The organism is Amycolatopsis sp. NPDC104775, from assembly GCF_055583325.1.
Genome location: NZ_JBVJOE010000014.1, coordinates 52,259 through 66,488, shown reverse-complemented (window position 1 = coordinate 66,488; position 14,230 = coordinate 52,259). Strand labels below are relative to the sequence as shown.

General features: G+C 69.5%; 15 protein-coding genes and 1 other RNA gene. 7 read left to right on the top strand and 9 right to left on the bottom strand.

What is annotated here, in order from left to right:
• Positions 1-22: 22 nt before the first annotated feature.
• The 4 genes from ACZ63D_RS39390 to ACZ63D_RS39375 all read right to left on the bottom strand — a co-directional run bounded on the left by ACZ63D_RS39390 (position 23) and on the right by ACZ63D_RS39375 (position 2,823).
• Positions 23-532: an SRPBCC domain-containing protein gene (locus ACZ63D_RS39390; protein WP_465359422.1), complete on the bottom strand. Its 510-nt coding sequence runs from the start codon at positions 530-532 to the stop codon at positions 23-25.
• Positions 529-870 carry an ArsR/SmtB family transcription factor gene (locus ACZ63D_RS39385; protein ID WP_465359421.1) on the bottom strand — a complete coding sequence of 114 codons (342 nt, stop codon included), beginning with the start codon at positions 868-870 and terminating at the stop codon, positions 529-531. Before ACZ63D_RS39385 ends, ACZ63D_RS39390 begins: the two co-directional genes overlap by 4 nt.
• Before the next feature lie 94 nt (positions 871-964).
• On the bottom strand, positions 965-2,332 hold the full coding sequence (locus ACZ63D_RS39380; RefSeq protein ID WP_465359420.1) for a GntT/GntP/DsdX family permease: 1,368 nt from the start codon (positions 2,330-2,332) through the stop codon (positions 965-967).
• Entirely contained in the window at positions 2,329-2,823 is a 495-nt protein-coding gene (locus ACZ63D_RS39375) for a gluconokinase (RefSeq protein WP_465359419.1), read from the bottom strand. The genes ACZ63D_RS39380 and ACZ63D_RS39375 overlap by 4 nt, the downstream gene beginning before the upstream one ends.
• A 126-nt stretch (positions 2,824-2,949) precedes the next feature.
• Between ACZ63D_RS39375 and ACZ63D_RS39370 the strand changes: the two genes are divergently transcribed.
• Complete coding sequence (locus tag ACZ63D_RS39370) at positions 2,950-3,633, top strand: FadR/GntR family transcriptional regulator (protein WP_465359500.1); 684 nt, start codon at positions 2,950-2,952, stop codon at positions 3,631-3,633.
• 26 nt (positions 3,634-3,659) lie between these two features.
• A complete protein-coding gene (locus tag ACZ63D_RS39365; RefSeq protein WP_465359418.1) occupies positions 3,660-4,559 on the top strand; it encodes a cobalamin biosynthesis protein CobD/CbiB in 900 nt (299 codons plus the stop codon).
• A gap of 4 nt (positions 4,560-4,563) precedes the next feature.
• Here the strand turns inward: ACZ63D_RS39365 and ACZ63D_RS39360 are convergent, their stop codons facing one another.
• The 3 genes from ACZ63D_RS39360 to ACZ63D_RS39350 all read right to left on the bottom strand — a co-directional run bounded on the left by ACZ63D_RS39360 (position 4,564) and on the right by ACZ63D_RS39350 (position 6,595).
• Positions 4,564-5,172, bottom strand: coding sequence for an FMN-binding negative transcriptional regulator (locus ACZ63D_RS39360; protein WP_465359417.1), 609 nt, complete (start codon positions 5,170-5,172; stop codon positions 4,564-4,566).
• Positions 5,173-5,239: 67 nt separating this feature from the next.
• Positions 5,240-6,070: an SURF1 family cytochrome oxidase biogenesis protein gene (locus tag ACZ63D_RS39355; RefSeq protein ID WP_465359416.1), complete on the bottom strand. Its 831-nt coding sequence runs from the start codon at positions 6,068-6,070 to the stop codon at positions 5,240-5,242.
• A gap of 48 nt (positions 6,071-6,118) precedes the next feature.
• Complete coding sequence (locus ACZ63D_RS39350) at positions 6,119-6,595, bottom strand: low molecular weight protein-tyrosine-phosphatase (protein WP_465359415.1); 477 nt, start codon at positions 6,593-6,595, stop codon at positions 6,119-6,121.
• A 98-nt stretch (positions 6,596-6,693) separates the two neighbouring features.
• Between ACZ63D_RS39350 and ACZ63D_RS39345 the strand changes: the two genes are divergently transcribed.
• From ACZ63D_RS39345 to ACZ63D_RS39330, 4 genes are all read left to right on the top strand, one after another.
• Positions 6,694-7,512: a Nif3-like dinuclear metal center hexameric protein gene (locus ACZ63D_RS39345; protein WP_465359414.1), complete on the top strand. Its 819-nt coding sequence runs from the start codon at positions 6,694-6,696 to the stop codon at positions 7,510-7,512.
• Positions 7,513-7,529: 17 nt separating this feature from the next.
• Positions 7,530-8,267, top strand: coding sequence for a zinc ribbon domain-containing protein (locus ACZ63D_RS39340; protein WP_465359413.1), 738 nt, complete (start codon positions 7,530-7,532; stop codon positions 8,265-8,267).
• Positions 8,264-9,406, top strand: a complete 1,143-nt coding sequence (locus ACZ63D_RS39335; RefSeq protein ID WP_465359412.1) for a bifunctional RNase H/acid phosphatase — start codon at positions 8,264-8,266, stop codon at positions 9,404-9,406. The genes ACZ63D_RS39340 and ACZ63D_RS39335 overlap by 4 nt, the downstream gene beginning before the upstream one ends.
• A 182-nt stretch (positions 9,407-9,588) precedes the next feature.
• The gene (locus ACZ63D_RS39330; RefSeq protein WP_465359411.1) at positions 9,589-11,334 is read left to right on the top strand and encodes a hypothetical protein; all 1,746 of its coding nucleotides are present in this window, start codon (positions 9,589-9,591) and stop codon (positions 11,332-11,334) included.
• On the opposite strand, the gene ACZ63D_RS39325 is transcribed toward ACZ63D_RS39330, so the two are convergent.
• Both ACZ63D_RS39325 and sfnG read right to left on the bottom strand, forming a co-directional pair.
• Entirely contained in the window at positions 11,331-12,560 is a 1,230-nt protein-coding gene (locus ACZ63D_RS39325) for an SLC13 family permease (protein ID WP_465359410.1), read from the bottom strand. The genes ACZ63D_RS39330 and ACZ63D_RS39325 overlap by 4 nt on opposite strands.
• 26 nt (positions 12,561-12,586) lie before the next feature.
• The gene (gene sfnG, locus ACZ63D_RS39320) at positions 12,587-13,708 is read right to left on the bottom strand and encodes a dimethylsulfone monooxygenase SfnG (RefSeq protein ID WP_465359409.1); all 1,122 of its coding nucleotides are present in this window, start codon (positions 13,706-13,708) and stop codon (positions 12,587-12,589) included.
• Positions 13,709-13,817: 109 nt separating this feature from the next.
• On the opposite strand from sfnG, the gene rnpB reads away from it, so the two are divergent.
• An RNA gene (gene rnpB, locus ACZ63D_RS39315) (RNase P RNA component class A) lies at positions 13,818-14,211 on the top strand.
• The last annotated feature ends 19 nt before the right edge of the window (positions 14,212-14,230 follow it).

The following is a 14,230-nucleotide window of genomic DNA, read 5'->3' as shown; positions in this document are numbered from 1 at the left end:
AAACAGCCACCCCACCCTCGCGTCAGGCGGTGAGGTTCTTGCCCGTCTCCAGGACGGACTTCAAGTCCGACAGGACCCACGCCCAGCCGCCGCCCGCGTTCTCGCCCGGACCGGCGTTGACATCCTCGTGCTGGCCGGACACGAGGGCCGCGTGGTTGGGTGCACCGGTGACGTCGTGCGTGACGGTAAGCCGGGTACCTGCGGTCTGCGTTTGCTCGATGTCGTAAGTGACTGTGGTGTACGGCTCGGCGACCAGGCTCGGGTCCATCTGCAGTTTCCACGTGATCACCAGCTTGCGCGGCGGATCGACTTCGAGCACTTCGCCGTCGAGGAGGTCGCTGGTGAATCCGGAATCGATGAACTCCTGGGTCGGCTTGGTGCGGTGCTTGCCGCCGCGCTTGAGGTCGAATTCGGCCAGGCCGGTGTAGCCGTACTTCGCCGTCCATTCCGGCTTGGTGAGGGCGTCCCACACTGCCTGCGGGGTGGCCTTGATGTAGACGCGGTTGATCTGAACGGTCGTGGTGTCACTCATTCTTCGGGCTCCTTCAAGGATTCTTCGGCTTCGAGCTGGGCTTTGAGGTCCAGCAGCGCCGACGTGTGGTGTGCGGTGTACTTGTCGATCCAGCGGTCGTGGATCTGGCGGATCGGCACCGGGTTCAGGAAATGCCGCTTTTCCCGCCCCTCCTTGCGCGAAATGACCAGCTCGGCCTCCTCGAGCAGCTTGAGGTGTTTCATCACCCCGAACCGGCTCATGTCCACTTCGGACTCCAGCTCGGTGAGCGTGCGGCCGTCCCGCGCGTAGAGCAGGTCGAGCAGGAACCGGCGGGTCGGATCCGCCAGAGCCTTGAAAACCAGGTCCTCGTCGGGCACGCACCGAGAATAGGTGACCAAAAGGTCACATGTCAACCACGAAAACGGCCGCTGGGCTCCACGCGAGGAGTCCAGCGGCCGAGGGGTTCGAGCGCTAGAGCAAGACGCCCAGCGGCAGGATCAACGCGATCGCCACCACCGAGATCACCGTTTCCATCACCGACCAGCTCTTCAGCGTCTGCCCGACCGACATCCCGAAGTACTCCTTGACCAGCCAGAACCCGGCGTCGTTCAGATGCGAGAAGAACAGCGAACCGGCACCGATGGCCAGCACCAGCAGGGCGTTGTGCGTCGGGTCCAGCGTCGCGGCGAGCGGGGCCACGATGCCCGCCGCGGAGACCGTCGCGACCGTCGCCGAGCCCGTCGCCAGGCGGATCGCCACCGCGACCAGCCAGCCGAGCAGCAGCGGGGACAGGTTCGCGCCCTTGGACAGGCTGGTGATCACGTCGCCGACTCCGGCGTCGACCAGGGTCTGCTTGAACCCGCCGCCGGCGGCGACGATCAGCACGATCCCGGCGATCGGGCCGAGGGAATCGCCGATGATCGACGACAGCCGTTCGCGGTTCAGCCGCGCCGGGCGGCCCAGCACGACCATCCCGACGAGCACCGCGAGCAGCAGTGCGACGAGCGGGTCACCGATGAAGTCGAGGACGCGGCGGGCAGGGTTTCCCTTGTCCGCCAAGATGTCCGCGAGTGCCTTGGCCAGCATCAGGACCACCGGCAGGAGCACTGTGGACAGCGTCGCGAAGAAGCTTGGGCGGTGCTTTTCGTCGGTGCCCTCGGATTCCGGGACCAGCCGGGCGGGCGGCGCGGCGTCGGGCACCATCTTCGCGGCGAGGCGGCCGAACAGCGGTCCGGCGATGATCACTGTCGGAAGCCCGACCAGCAGGCCCAGCCCCAGGGTGAGGCCGACGTTGGCGTTCAGCGAACCGGCGGCGGCCAGCGGGCCGGGGTGCGGCGGGATCAGGCCGTGCAGCACCGACAGCCCGGCCAGCGCCGGAATTCCCAGCAGCAGCACCGGTTTCCCGCTGCGCTTGGCCACCAGCAGCACCACCGGGATCAGCATCACGAGGCCGATCTCGAAGAACATCGGCAACCCGATCAGCGCGGCCACCAGCGCCATCGCCCAGGGCAGTCCGGGGCCGCGGACCCGGCCGAGCACGGTGTCCACGATCCGGTCCGCGCCGCCGGAATCGGCGAGCAGTTTGCCCAGCATCGCGCCGAAAGCGATCAGCACGCCGACGGAGGCGACGGTGCTGCCGACGCCGGTGGTGAAGCTTTTCAGCAGCTTGTCCACCGGCATCCCGGCGACCAGGCCGAGCACGCCGGAGCCCAGCGTGAGCGCGAGCAGCGGATGCAGTTTGACCTTGCTGATCAGCACCACGATCACGGCGATGGCCAGCACCGTGGCGAGGATCAGGCGGGTGTCGTGGCCGGTCCAGCCGGCGGCGAGGGTGTTCATGCGGACTTCCGGAAGGCGGTCAGCGCCGACTCGACGAGGTCGGCGGGGGAACGGCTGATGTCGAAGGTTTCGCCGGGCTCGTCGGGCTCGAGCGGTTCGAGGTCGGCGAGCTGGGAATCCAGCAGCGAGACCGGCATGAAGTGGCCGCTGCGGGTCTTCATCCGTTCGGCGAGCAGGTCGCGCGAGCCGTGCAGGTGCAGGAACCAGACGTCCCAGCCGCCGCGCAGCACGTCGCGGTAGCGCCGCTTCAACGCCGACGAGCTGACCACGCCGCCGCTTTTCTGGTGCTCGGCGATCCACAGCGCGATCGCGGCCAGCCACGGCTCCCGGTCTTCGTCGGTGAGCGGGTGGCCCGCGGTCATTTTCTCGATGTTGGCCTTCGGGTGGAAGGTGTCCGCCTCGGCGTACTCGACCCCGAGCGCCTCCGCGACGGCCTTGCCGACCGTCGTCTTGCCCGAGCCCGATACGCCCATCACCACGATGACCGTCATGCGTACCTCCCACGTCTTTGTGCCTTGGAGAGTCAAACTCAAAAGTACTACTTAATCAAGAAGAAGTAGTACTTAATCGAGTCAGAGGGTTAAGTTGAACCGGTGGGGAATGATCGGCACGAGGACATGCTCGACGAGCTCGGCGCGGCCATCGCGAGCGGCGAGCTGGCGCCGGGCGCGGTGTTGCGCTCGGAGGAGCTGCAAGAGCGGTACGGGGCTTCGCGGACGGTCGCCCGCGAGGTCGTGCGAGTTCTCGAGACGATGGGGTTGACCAGCAGCCGCCGCCGCGTCGGGGTCACCGTCCGCGAGCCGGCCGAGTGGAACCACTATGACCCGCGGCTGATCCGCTGGCAGCTCGACGGCGCGGACCGGGGGACGGCGCTGCGCACGCTGACCGAACTGCGCTCGGCCGTCGAACCGTGCGCCGCCCGCTTCGCCGCGCTCCGGGCGACGCCGGAGGAACGCGGCCGGCTTCGCGCGCTGGCGGTGCATCTCCAGCGGACGGCGCGCGCCCGCGACCTGGACGCCTTCCTCGGCCACGACGTCGCGTTCCACGATCTGCTGCTGTCCGCGTCGCGGAATCCGATGTTCGCGCAGCTGTCCTCAGTGGTCGCCGAAGTGCTCGCCGGGCGTACCGGGCACGGCCTGATGCCGGACGAACCGCAGCCCGAGGCGGTCGCATTGCATGTCGAGGTCGCCGAAGCGATCGACCTCGGCGAGGCGGAACGCGCCGAACGCGCGATGCGCGACATCGTGGAGCAGGCACGCGAGGAGATCGCCGCCGCGGTGTCGAGTAATCTCGGCGGCTGAATCGTCCACGTTCCGGGGGGCTACTGGTGAGCGCGGCGCGCGCGATCGGCTTGATTCTGGGTTTGGCCGCCGACGGGGCACTCGGCGATCCGCGGCGACGGCCGCCGGTCACCGCCTTCCGCCGGGCGGTCGCCGCGACCGGTTCGCGGCGCACGGCCGGGCTCGGAATCGCTGGTGCCGCGATTGCCGCTGGAGTGCTGGCCGAGCGCGTCGGTCGCCGCGGCCCCGTTCTGCAGGCGACGGCCACGGCGGTCGCGACCTGGGCGGTCGTCGGCGCGGCCGGGCTGGCCACGCAGGGCACCGAGCTGGCCCGCGATCTCGAAGAGGGCCGTCTCGAACCGGCGCGCGGCACACTGTCCGAACTGGACCCCCGCGTCACCGACGGGCTCAGCACGATCGGGCTTTCCCGGGCAGCGGTGGAAACTCTGGCCGAGAACACGTCCGAAGTGGTCGTCACGCCGCTGCTGTGGGGTGCGGTCGCGGGCGTTCCCGGACTTCTCGCGGCGCGCACGATCGGACTGCTGCGGCGGCTGCTTCCCGGACATTGGGTCATCGACCGGCTCGACGAACTCGTGCACCTCCTGCCGACCCGGGTCGCCGCCGCGCTGACCGTTCTGGGTGCGCCGGTGGTCGGCGGTTCCGCGGGCGGCGCGTGGCGGGCTTGGCGGCGGGACACGATCGCGCATCCGAGCCCGAACGCCGGTCGCGTCGAGGCGGCTTTCGCCGGAGCGCTGGAGATCCGGGTGGGCGGGCGGACCGAGTATCCGCACGGGGTCGTGGAATTGCCGGTGCTGGGCGTCGGCCGGAATCCGGACGCCGGGCACGTGACGCGGGCGGTGGAACTGTCCCGAGTGGTCGGTTGGCTGGCCGCGGGTACGTCCGTGCTCGTCGCCCTGCTGAGCGGAGTGCGTCGCCGAAACCCTTGAGCCGTCAGGGTTTCAGGTGGGCCACGGCCTCCGCGTCGTGGAAACCGTCCCGTTCGGACAGTAGCGCGCCGATCCGTTGCCGCTCCTCGGATTTCTTGTTCCCGCCGTACTTGAACTTCGCCCGCACCTCGGTCACCGTCAGCTCGATGCCGCGGATTCCCGGCAGCAGCCGCCGATCCGGAGCGTCCACAGCGGACACTGGGGTGCGCTTGCCGTCCGGTTCGAAATGCACCAGCTGGCGGTTCAGCAGCGCGGCCTTCTCTTCGGGGTCGTCGACGAGCCGGACGTCGCAGGCCAGCTGCACGCTCGCGTAGTACGAGGTGGGCACGCCGAGCGCGGGGTCGTCGGTGGTGTTCCAGTCCGAGCGGATATAGGTGTAATCCCCGGTCACCGTGAGCAGCGCGCGCGGGTGCTCCTCCAGCAGCGGCCACACCGGGTTCGGCCGGGCGAGATGCAGCCGGACGGTCGCGTCGCCGTCGAAGACGAAATGCGTCGGCACCACCACGGGAAGATCACGGCCGCGGCCGCCGGCGACCAGTTCGCCGAAATCGTGTCCGGCGAGCCATTCCCGCCATTCGTTCTCGTCCGCGGCGTCCCAGGGATGGATCAGCATGCGGTCAGTATCCGGGCGGCAAGTGGCCCGGGCAAAGGGCCATTTTCCAGCAAAACGACCAGGCCACTCAGGCGGTCGGCGAGTACTCGTCCTCGTCTTCGGCGAGCATCTCCGCGACCGACTTGCGCCGGCCGCGCTGCGGGCGCTCGGTCGTCAGCGCGCCGCCCGGACGCAGTTCGCGAATCGTGAAGTACAGCCAGCCCAGCAACGCCATCGTGCCGAACGCCAGCCATTGCAACGCGTACGAGAAGTACGGGCCCGATTCGAGCTGCGGCAGCGGCAATGGGCTGAGCACCCCGGGCTGGTTCTGGTCGAGCTGGAAGTAACCGGGCCGGATGGTGAGGCCGGACGACTTCGCCACCACTCGCGAGTCGACGGTGTAGCTCTGCAGCTTTCCGTTCGTCGAGGCGTCAGCGAACGCTTCGCGGTTCTTCGGGTCGGTCTCGTCGCTTCGCACGCGCGCGACGACCGTCACCTGTCCGCCTGGCGCCGCCGCGTACGGAAGCACGCCGGAGTCGCTGCTGAGCCCCACGTAGCCGCGGTCGATCAGGTACACAGTGCCGTCTGTGGCGCGAAGCGGGGTGAGGACCTCGAACGCGCCTTGGCCCTGCACAGTGCGCAGCCGCGCGACGACTTCCGCCGAAGGAAGGTACGTGCCGGTGATCGACACGAGGTGCCACTCGGTGTTCTTGTCCGGCTTCGTCCCCGGCGGCAGCAGCTGCGCCGCGGGCGCGGGCTTCGCGGTGAACGACGTGGTCAGCGCGTTGTTCTGGGTGACCTGCTCGCTGTCGCGGCGGAACTGCCACGGGGCCAGCAGCGTGTAACAGCAGATGGCGAACGTGAACACCACCACTGTCAACGCCAGCCATCCCGGCCGGAGCAGAAACCGCAACCGCACCCCTCTACGGTAGGCCGTCGCGTTCCGTGCGCGCACCCGGACCGGACGTCACGCCTGTTCGCGGACCCAGTCCAGCAGTCCCGGCACGCTCCGCTCGATCATCCCGAGCACGTCCTCGAAGCCGTCGTCGCCGCCGTAATACGGGTCCGGCACCTCGGCGCCTTCCGGGGCGGACGGGTCGAATGAACGCAACAGCCGCACCCGCGAAGGGTCTTCGACGCGGGACTGCAGGAAGCCCAGGTGACTCTCGTCCGCGGCGAGCAGCAGATCGGCTTCGAGGTCTTCGTCGCTGACCTCGGCCGCGATGTGCTCGGTGGGGTAGCCGTGCGCCTTCAACGTGGCCCGCGCCCGGCGGTCGGCCGCCTCGCCGACGTGCCACGGACCGGTGCCCGCACTGGACACCCGCACGGCGTCCGCGAGGCCCGCGTCGGCGAGCTTCGCGCGGAAAACGAGTTCCGCCATCGGGGACCGGCAGATGTTCCCGGAACAGACAAACACCAGCTTGCACTTTTCTTTGGACGCCACACTGGGAGGGTAGACGTGAGCCTCAGCGACAGCGGACTCCCGAAGTCGAATGCAGCATGGTCGGCAGTCTTCCAGAGCGGCCGTGCGAGGATCCCCGGGTGCCTGCATTAGCCGAGATCATCGCCGTCCTTGAACGCAGTTACCCGCCCCGGCTGGCGGAGAGCTGGGACGCGGTCGGGCTCGTCTGCGGAGATCCGGCCGAGGACGTCCGCCGCGTGCTGTTCTGCGTCGACCCGGTCGAGGAAACCCTCGCCGAAGCCGAGGAAATCGGCGCGCAGCTGATCGTCGCGCACCATCCGCTGCTGCTGCGCGGCGTGCACGGCGTCCCAGCGGACACCGCGAAGGGCTCGCTCGTGCACCGCATGATCCGCGGCGCCGTCGCGCTCTATTGCGCGCACACCAACGCCGATTCGGCCGACCCCGGCGTCTCCGACGCGCTCGCACAGGCCATCGGGCTGGAGGTCGACCGGCCGCTCGACCCGCACGAGCCGGGCGGCGCCACCGGGATCGGCCGGATCGGGCACCTGCCCGCCGCGGAGCCGTTCGCGCGGTTCGTCCAGCGGGTCGCCAACGCGTTGCCGGTTACCGTCCCGGGCGTTCTCGGGGCGGGAGACCCGGACCGGACGATCCGCACCGTCGCGGTTTCCGGCGGCGCGGGCGACTCCTACCTGGCGAAGGCGACGGCCGAGGGCGTCGACGCGTACGTGACCGCGGATCTGCGCCACCATCCGGCCGGCGAACACCTCGCCGCGGCGCCGACCGTGCCCGCGCTGGTCGGCCTGACGCACTGGGCCAGCGAGTGGCCGTGGTGCGGACAGGCCTCGGCCCTTGTCGGCGCGGCCTTTGCGGGTACCGTCGAAGCTCACGTCTCCACGCGGTGCACCGACCCGTGGACCATCCGCGCTACCGCCCAGTAACTAAATCAGGGAGCACAGTGAAGGCCGACCCCGCCGTCCAGCGTCAGCTGCTCGAACTCGCGAAGGTGGACGCCGAGCTTTCGCGCGTCGCGCACCGCCGCCGCACTCTGCCCGAACTCGCCGAGATCGAGGCAGGCGAGAAGGCCGCCCGGGAGAAACGCGACGCGCTCGTGTCCGTCGAGACCGCGACGTCCGACCTCGACCGGGAGATCGCCCGGCAGGAGAAAGAGGTCGAATCGGTGCGGGCGCGCGTGGACCGCGACCGCAAGCTGCTGGAATCCGGGTCGGTCGGCGCCAAGCAGATGACCGACATCGAGCACGAACTGCAGACCCTCGGCCGTCGCCAGGGCGCGCTCGAGGACGACCTGCTGGAGCTGATGGAAAAGCGCGAGGCGCTGGACCTGGACGCGCAGCGCACCAGCGCCGAGGTCGAGAAGGCGACGCAGGCGGTCGAGGCGGCCAAGGCCCGGCGCGACGAGGCGTTCAAGGACCTCGACACCACCGAGGCGCGGCGCAAGGAAGACCGCGCGAAGCTGGTTCCGCGCTTCCCGGAGCCGCTGCTCAAGCTGTACACCCGGGTGTTCGAGCACAAGGGCATCGGAGCGGCGCTGCTGCGAGCCCGCCGGTGCGGCGCCTGCCAGCTCGAACTCGACCGCAACACCGTCTCCGAGATCAAGGCCGCGGCCGAGGACAGCGTCGTGCAGTGCGACAACTGCGGCGCGATCCTGGTCCGCACGCTGGAGTCGGGGCTGTGACCGAACGGGCGATCGTCGAGGCTGACGGCGGGTCCCGGGGCAATCCGGGCCCGGCGGGCTACGGCGCGGTCGTGAAGGACGCGGCCACCGGCGAGGTGCTCGCCGAACGCCACGAATACCTCGGCATCGCCACGAACAACGTCGCGGAGTACTCCGGGCTGGTCGCCGGGCTCGCCGCGGCCGCCGAACTCGGAGTGTCCATTGTGGACGTCCGGATGGATTCGAAGCTCGTGGTCGAGCAGATGTCCGGACGCTGGAAGATCAAGCACGCCGCGCTGCAGCCGCTCGCCGCGCAGGCCCGCGAGATCGCGGCGGGCTTCGACCGGGTCAGCTACACCTGGATCCCGCGCGCGGAGAACTCGCACGCCGACCGGCTCGCGAACGTCGCGATGGACAGCGCCGGATCCGCCGCCACCTCGTCCGCCCCGGTCGCCGAGGTGCGGGAAAAAGCCGCGGCTTCCGAGCCGGACCGGGTGTCGCCGGCGGGCTGGACCGGAGCCCGCGGCACGCCCACCAAACTGCTTCTGCTGCGTCACGGCCAGACCGAGATGTCGGTCGACCGCCGCTACTCCGGGCGCGGCGACGTCCCGCTCACCGAGCACGGCCGGGGCCAGGCCGTGCTCGCCGCCAAACGGCTGGCCGCGATGCCGGGGCTGATCGGCGAGGACGGCGAGCCCGCTCCGATCGTCTCGTCGCCGCTGATCCGCACCAAGCAGACCGCGCAGGCGGTCGCCGACGCGCTCGGCGGCCGGGTCGAAACGCATCCCGGCCTGATCGAAACCGACTTCGGCGAATGGGAGGGCCTCACCTTCGGCGAGGCCGCCGAGCGCGACCCGGAACTGCACCGCTGCTGGCTGAGCGATTCCTCGTGCTCGCCGCCCGGCGGCGAGAGCTTCGACGCGGTCCACCGGCGGGTCGGCAAGGCCCGGCGCGACCTGGTCGAGCAGTACGACGGGCGCACGCTGATCGTGGTCAGCCACGTGACGCCGATCAAGACCCTGCTGCGGATGGGGCTCGACGCCGGGCCGTCGCTGCTGTTCCGGCTGCACCTGGACCTGGCGTCGCTTTCGATCGTCGAGTTCTATCCGGACGGCAACGCCTCGGTCCGGCTGGTCAACGACATTTCGCACCTGTCCTGAGCGGTGCCGCTGTGAGGTGGATCACGCTCGGGGATGACGTGTGAAACGGCCCGGATGAGGTATTGGCTAGAGTGCGATGTCGACCGCGGCGCCGCGGCGCAGGTCCCGGCCGGGACTTCAAGGGGGGCGCAGGCTCGTGCGTTTCTTCGGCAGAATCCGCAAGTGGAAACAGTGACGAGGACATGACGGCTAGCGCACTCACCGCAGTATCCGAGCCCGACCTGCCGGGGGAGGAGACGACCGACCCGCCCGCGCGGTTCAAGCTCAGCTGGCTGGCGTCCACGCTGGCGGTGCTCGCCGGCGTGGCCGCCCTCGCCTGGCACGCCACCCGCTACGGGCACTGGATCGTCGACGACGCGGCCATCACGTTCTCCTATTCGCGCAGCGTCGCCGAAGGCCTCGGCCCGGTGCTGGCCCCCGGCGCCCCGCCGGTGGAAGGCTTCTCGGACCCGACCTGGATGATCCTGCTCGCGCTGGGCAAGGTCGTCGGCCTGTTCGACAAGGGCCTGCTGTTCGGCATCCCGGACTACGTGCTGTTCCCCAAGCTGCTCGGCCTGTTCTTCGCCGCGGGCATCCTGGTGCTGTGCCATCTGGTGGCCCGCCAGGTGTTCCGCCGGCACGCGTGGGCGATCACGCTGGCCACCGGCCTCGGGCTGGCGGCGATCCCGTCGTACGCGATCTGGGTGGTCTCCGGCCTCGAGAACTCGCTGTTCGCGTTCTTCACCACCGCGCTCGCCGCGCTGCTGTTCACCGCGCTGCGCAAGGAAAACTCGCTGTCGTTCAAGGTCGCGATCGTCGCCGGCGTGCTCGTCGCCGCGGCCGCGCTGACCCGGCCGGAAGGCCTGATCTACGCCAGTGCTTACCCGATCGTGCTGCTGTTCGGCGTGAAGCGCGAGGGGTTCTGGCCCAGCTTCCGCTCCGCGCTGGTGTCCGTCGCGGCGTTCGCCGTGCTGTTCGGCGGCTACGTCGTGTGGCGCTACACGGAATTCCACCGGCTGCTCGCCAACCCGTCGGTCGCCAAGAAGCAGGGCCTGCCGACTTTCGCCTCGATCATCCGGCCGCACCAGCTGGTGGAGTACATCGGCATCGCGCTGACGCTCGTGCTGCTCGCCGCGGTCGTGTGGGCGCTGGTCAAGGCGCCGTGGCGGCGTCCGCTGATCGGCCTGGTCACGCCGCTCGCGCTCGGCGTGATCGCGTACGGCGTGATGGTGCCGGACTGGATGGCGCAGTATCGCTTCGCGACGCCGGTGTGGGTGCTCGGCACGCTGGGCGGCGTCATGGCTTTCGCCGAACTGATGCGTTCGCTGGCGAAGGTGCAGTGGCGGGCGGTCGCGGCGCTCGTGCTCGTGGCCGCGGCGGTGCCGTCGGCGATCGGCTTCGTGCAGCACGACGAAGAGTTCGTCAAGAGCCCGACCGTGCCGGCGTGCCTGATCGCCGACCGGTTCGGCCGCGGGTTCAACACCTACGCGGACATGCTCGGTCTGCAGCACGCGTCGCTGCTGCTGCCGGACCTCGGCGGCTCGTCGATGACCAGCCGGCTCGAACTGGTCGACATGGCCGGCCTGGTCAACGCGCCGATCGCCGACCTCACGCACAAGGAAGACATCGCCGGTCTGCGCGACTACGTGTTCGACACGGTGAAGCCGACCTTCATCCACTCGTGGGGCCCGTGGGCGGACGGCAACGAGATCAGCATCGACCCGCGCATCGACCGGGACTACCTGCCGATCCTCATTTACCCCGGCCCGGGCAAGCGCCAGGGCGACTTCGTCCGCAAGGACGCGGTCACCGACCCGGCCAAGCTCGCCGCGGTGCAACACTACGCGCAGGTCACCATGATGGACGTGGAAGCGCAGCGGTTCGGCGACGGTCTGGACGACTGCGGCCCGACGCTGTCGCGCGGCAGCACGATCGCCCCGCGCGGCTAGAGCACCAGCCACAACGCACACGTCGCCGCTGCCAAGGACAGCGGCGTCGTGAGCGCGCCGAGCTTGAGGAATTCGCCTACCGGCGGATGCTGGCCGTGCCGGACCACTACACGTCGCCACAGCAGCGTCGCGAGTGAACCGAGGTAGGTAGCGTTCGGGCCGATGTTCACGCCCAGCAGCACGGCGAGCAGCACGCCCTGATTCGGGTGCGGGCCGAGCACTGACAGCAGGATCAGCGTCGCGGGCAGGTTGTTGACGACGTTCGCCAGCACCGCCGCGACCCCCGCGGCGAGCAGAAGTTCGGGCAGCCCGGCCGTCGTCGGCAGGATCGTGCGCAGCAGCCCGCCTAGGACGTGCTCGTCGACCGCTTCGACCACCACCGCGAGGGCGAGCACGAACAGGACCAGCAGCGGGGACGCTTCGGTGAGCACCTGCCAGGGCCGGATCTTGCGCTCTGCCAAGGCTTTCGCGGCCAGGACCACCGCGGTCAACGCGGCGATCCAGACCGGCTCGACGTGCACCAGCTGTCCGGTCGCGAAGCCGACCAGCATGACCGCCAGCACGACGAGCGTGAAGACCGGCGCTTCGCGATGCTCAGGCCGGCGGTTGCTGGCCGGTTCGCGGAGGTCCTTGCGGAAGAACCAGGCGAACGCGGCGAGCTCGACCGCGAGCGTGACGAGCCAGGGCAATGCCATCAGCGCGGTGAAACCGGCGAAGGTGAGGCCGGAAGCGGTGAAGGCGAGCAGGTTCGTCAGGTTGGAGACGGGGAAGAGCGTGGACGCCGAGTTGGCCAGGTGCGCGCACGCGTAGACGTGCGGACGGGCGGTGAGTTTCAGCTCCGCGGCGGTGGCGAGGACGACCGGGGTCAGCAGGACGACGGTGGCGTCGAGACTGAGCACGGCGGTGACGATCGCGGCCGCGGCGAAGGTGAGCAGCAGGAGCCGGGGTTGCCGTCCCCGGCAGATCTCGGCTAGTTCGGCGCCGAGCCAGGTGAAGACGCCTTCCACCGCGGCGAGATGGCTGACCAGCAGGATCGCCGCGAGAAAGCCCATCGTGGGCAGCATCTGGACGACCCGCTCGCCCGCTTCGTGCGGCGAAGTCAGGCCGAGCGCGAGGACGATCCCGGCGGCGGGGACCGCGAAGACGGCTTCCGGGAGTCCGCGCGGACGCGCCATGGCGAACCACAGCGTTCCGGCCAGAAGCAGCAGGGAAAGGGCACCGTTCACGCCCGAACGCTAGCCGCAGCGCGCGCTCAGATCCCCGCCGGTTCCGGAACTCCCGCGCCGCGGTCGAGCACCCGCTCCTTTTCGCGGATCACCGGCAGCACCTCCCGGCCGAAGTGCTCCACGTCCTCCAGATAGTGCAAGAAGCCGAGCAGCAGCAGGTTCGCGCCGCGCTTTTTGTACTCGATCGCCCGATCCGCGATCTGCTCCGGCGTGCCGATCAGCCCGGTCCGGAACCCGTCGTTGTACTGCACCAGGTCCGCGAACTCCGAATCCGCCCACATGCCCTTGGCGTCCGAAGTGGACTTCCCGGCCTGCTTGACCGCCGAGCGGAATCCTTCGACGGCGGGCACGTTCGCCTTCGCCACGATCTCCCGCAACACCTCGCGCGCCTCGGCTTCGGTCTCTCGGGCGATGACGAATCCGTTGAGCCCGAACCGCACCGCGTGGTCGTTCTGGGCGGCGTACCCGCGCACCTCGTCGACCTGCTCGCTGAAACCGGCGAAATCCTTGCCATTGCTGAAATACCAGTCGGAAACGCGACCGGCCAGCTTGCGCGCCGCCGTGGAATTGCCGCCCTGGAAGACTTCCGGATGCGGCCGTCCGGGACCGGCGACCGGTTTGGGTTTGATGTCGAAATCGTGAATCCGGTAGAAGTCGCCGCCGAACTCGGCGTGGTCGTCGGTCCACAATCGCTTGAGCACGCGGATGAACTCCTCCGAGCGGCGGTAGCGCTCGTCGTGCTCCAGCCAGGGTTCGCCGAGACCGGTGAACTCGTCTTTGAACCAGCCGCTGACCACGTTCACCGCGGCCCGGCCGCCGGAGATGACGTCGGCGCTGGCGATGAATTTCGCGAGCACGCCGGGCTGCCACAGTCCAGGATGGACGGCCGCGATGACCTTCAGCCGCTGCGTCGCGAGCAGCAGCGCGAGGCTGAAACCAGTGGATTCGTGCTGGTAGGCGGCACCGTAGCTGGCCGTGTAGCGGACCTGGGTGAGCGCGTATTCGAAGCCGTTGTTCTCGGCGAGCACAGCCAGGTCGCGGTTGTACTCGTAGCTCCAGTCGGTGCGCTGTTCGATGTCGCTGGTGACCAGGCCGCCGCTCACATTCGGGACCCAGTAAGCGAATTTCAGGGGTTCGGGTGCGGTCATGCCGGGAGTGAAACAGCGGCGGCCGGACGGGCCAAGCGCGTCCACGCGGTGGAATGTGCCAGCCCGTGCCCGGGACGCCGCGGTCTCCCGGGTAGGCTGTTTCGGCGGACGAGCTGGCAGGACGGTCGCGGCCCGGGTTCTCCCGGTCCGAGGAAAGTCCGGACTCCGCAGGGCAGGGTGGTTGCTAACGGCAACCCGGGGCGACCCGCGGGACAGTGCCACAGAAAACAGACCGCCCCCGTCTCCGGACGGGGGTAAGGGTGAAACGGTGGTGTAAGAGACCACCAGCATCCCGGGTGACCGGGGTGGCTCGGTAAACCCCACCCGGAGCAAGGCCAAGAGGGAGCGACGCTCCTGCGCAGGCGATCGAGGGCGGCCCGTCCGATGCCTGCGGGTAGGCCGCTGGAGCCTGCCGGCGACGGCAGGCCGAGATGGATGACCGTCGCCCGGTCCGCCGCGAGGCGGCCCGGGAACAGGATCCGGCTTACATGCCAGCTCGTCCGCCCGATCGCTACGATCGGG

What these genes read in the sequence shown, in the direction of transcription:
- ACZ63D_RS39390 (WP_465359422.1), bottom strand. Translation starts at nt 532, where the DNA reads ATGAGTGACACCACGACCGTTCAGATCAACCGCGTCTACATCAAGGCC.
- ACZ63D_RS39380 (WP_465359420.1), bottom strand. Translation starts at nt 2,332, where the DNA reads ATGAACACCCTCGCCGCCGGCTGGACCGGCCACGACACCCGCCTGATC.
- ACZ63D_RS39375 (WP_465359419.1), bottom strand. Translation starts at nt 2,823, where the DNA reads ATGACGGTCATCGTGGTGATGGGCGTATCGGGCTCGGGCAAGACGACG.
- ACZ63D_RS39370 (WP_465359500.1), top strand. Translation starts at nt 2,950, where the DNA reads ATGCTCGACGAGCTCGGCGCGGCCATCGCGAGCGGCGAGCTGGCGCCG.
- ACZ63D_RS39360 (WP_465359417.1), bottom strand. Translation starts at nt 5,172, where the DNA reads ATGCTGATCCATCCCTGGGACGCCGCGGACGAGAACGAATGGCGGGAA.
- ACZ63D_RS39330 (WP_465359411.1), top strand. Translation starts at nt 9,589, where the DNA reads ATGACGGCTAGCGCACTCACCGCAGTATCCGAGCCCGACCTGCCGGGG.
- sfnG (WP_465359409.1), bottom strand. Translation starts at nt 13,708, where the DNA reads ATGACCGCACCCGAACCCCTGAAATTCGCTTACTGGGTCCCGAATGTG.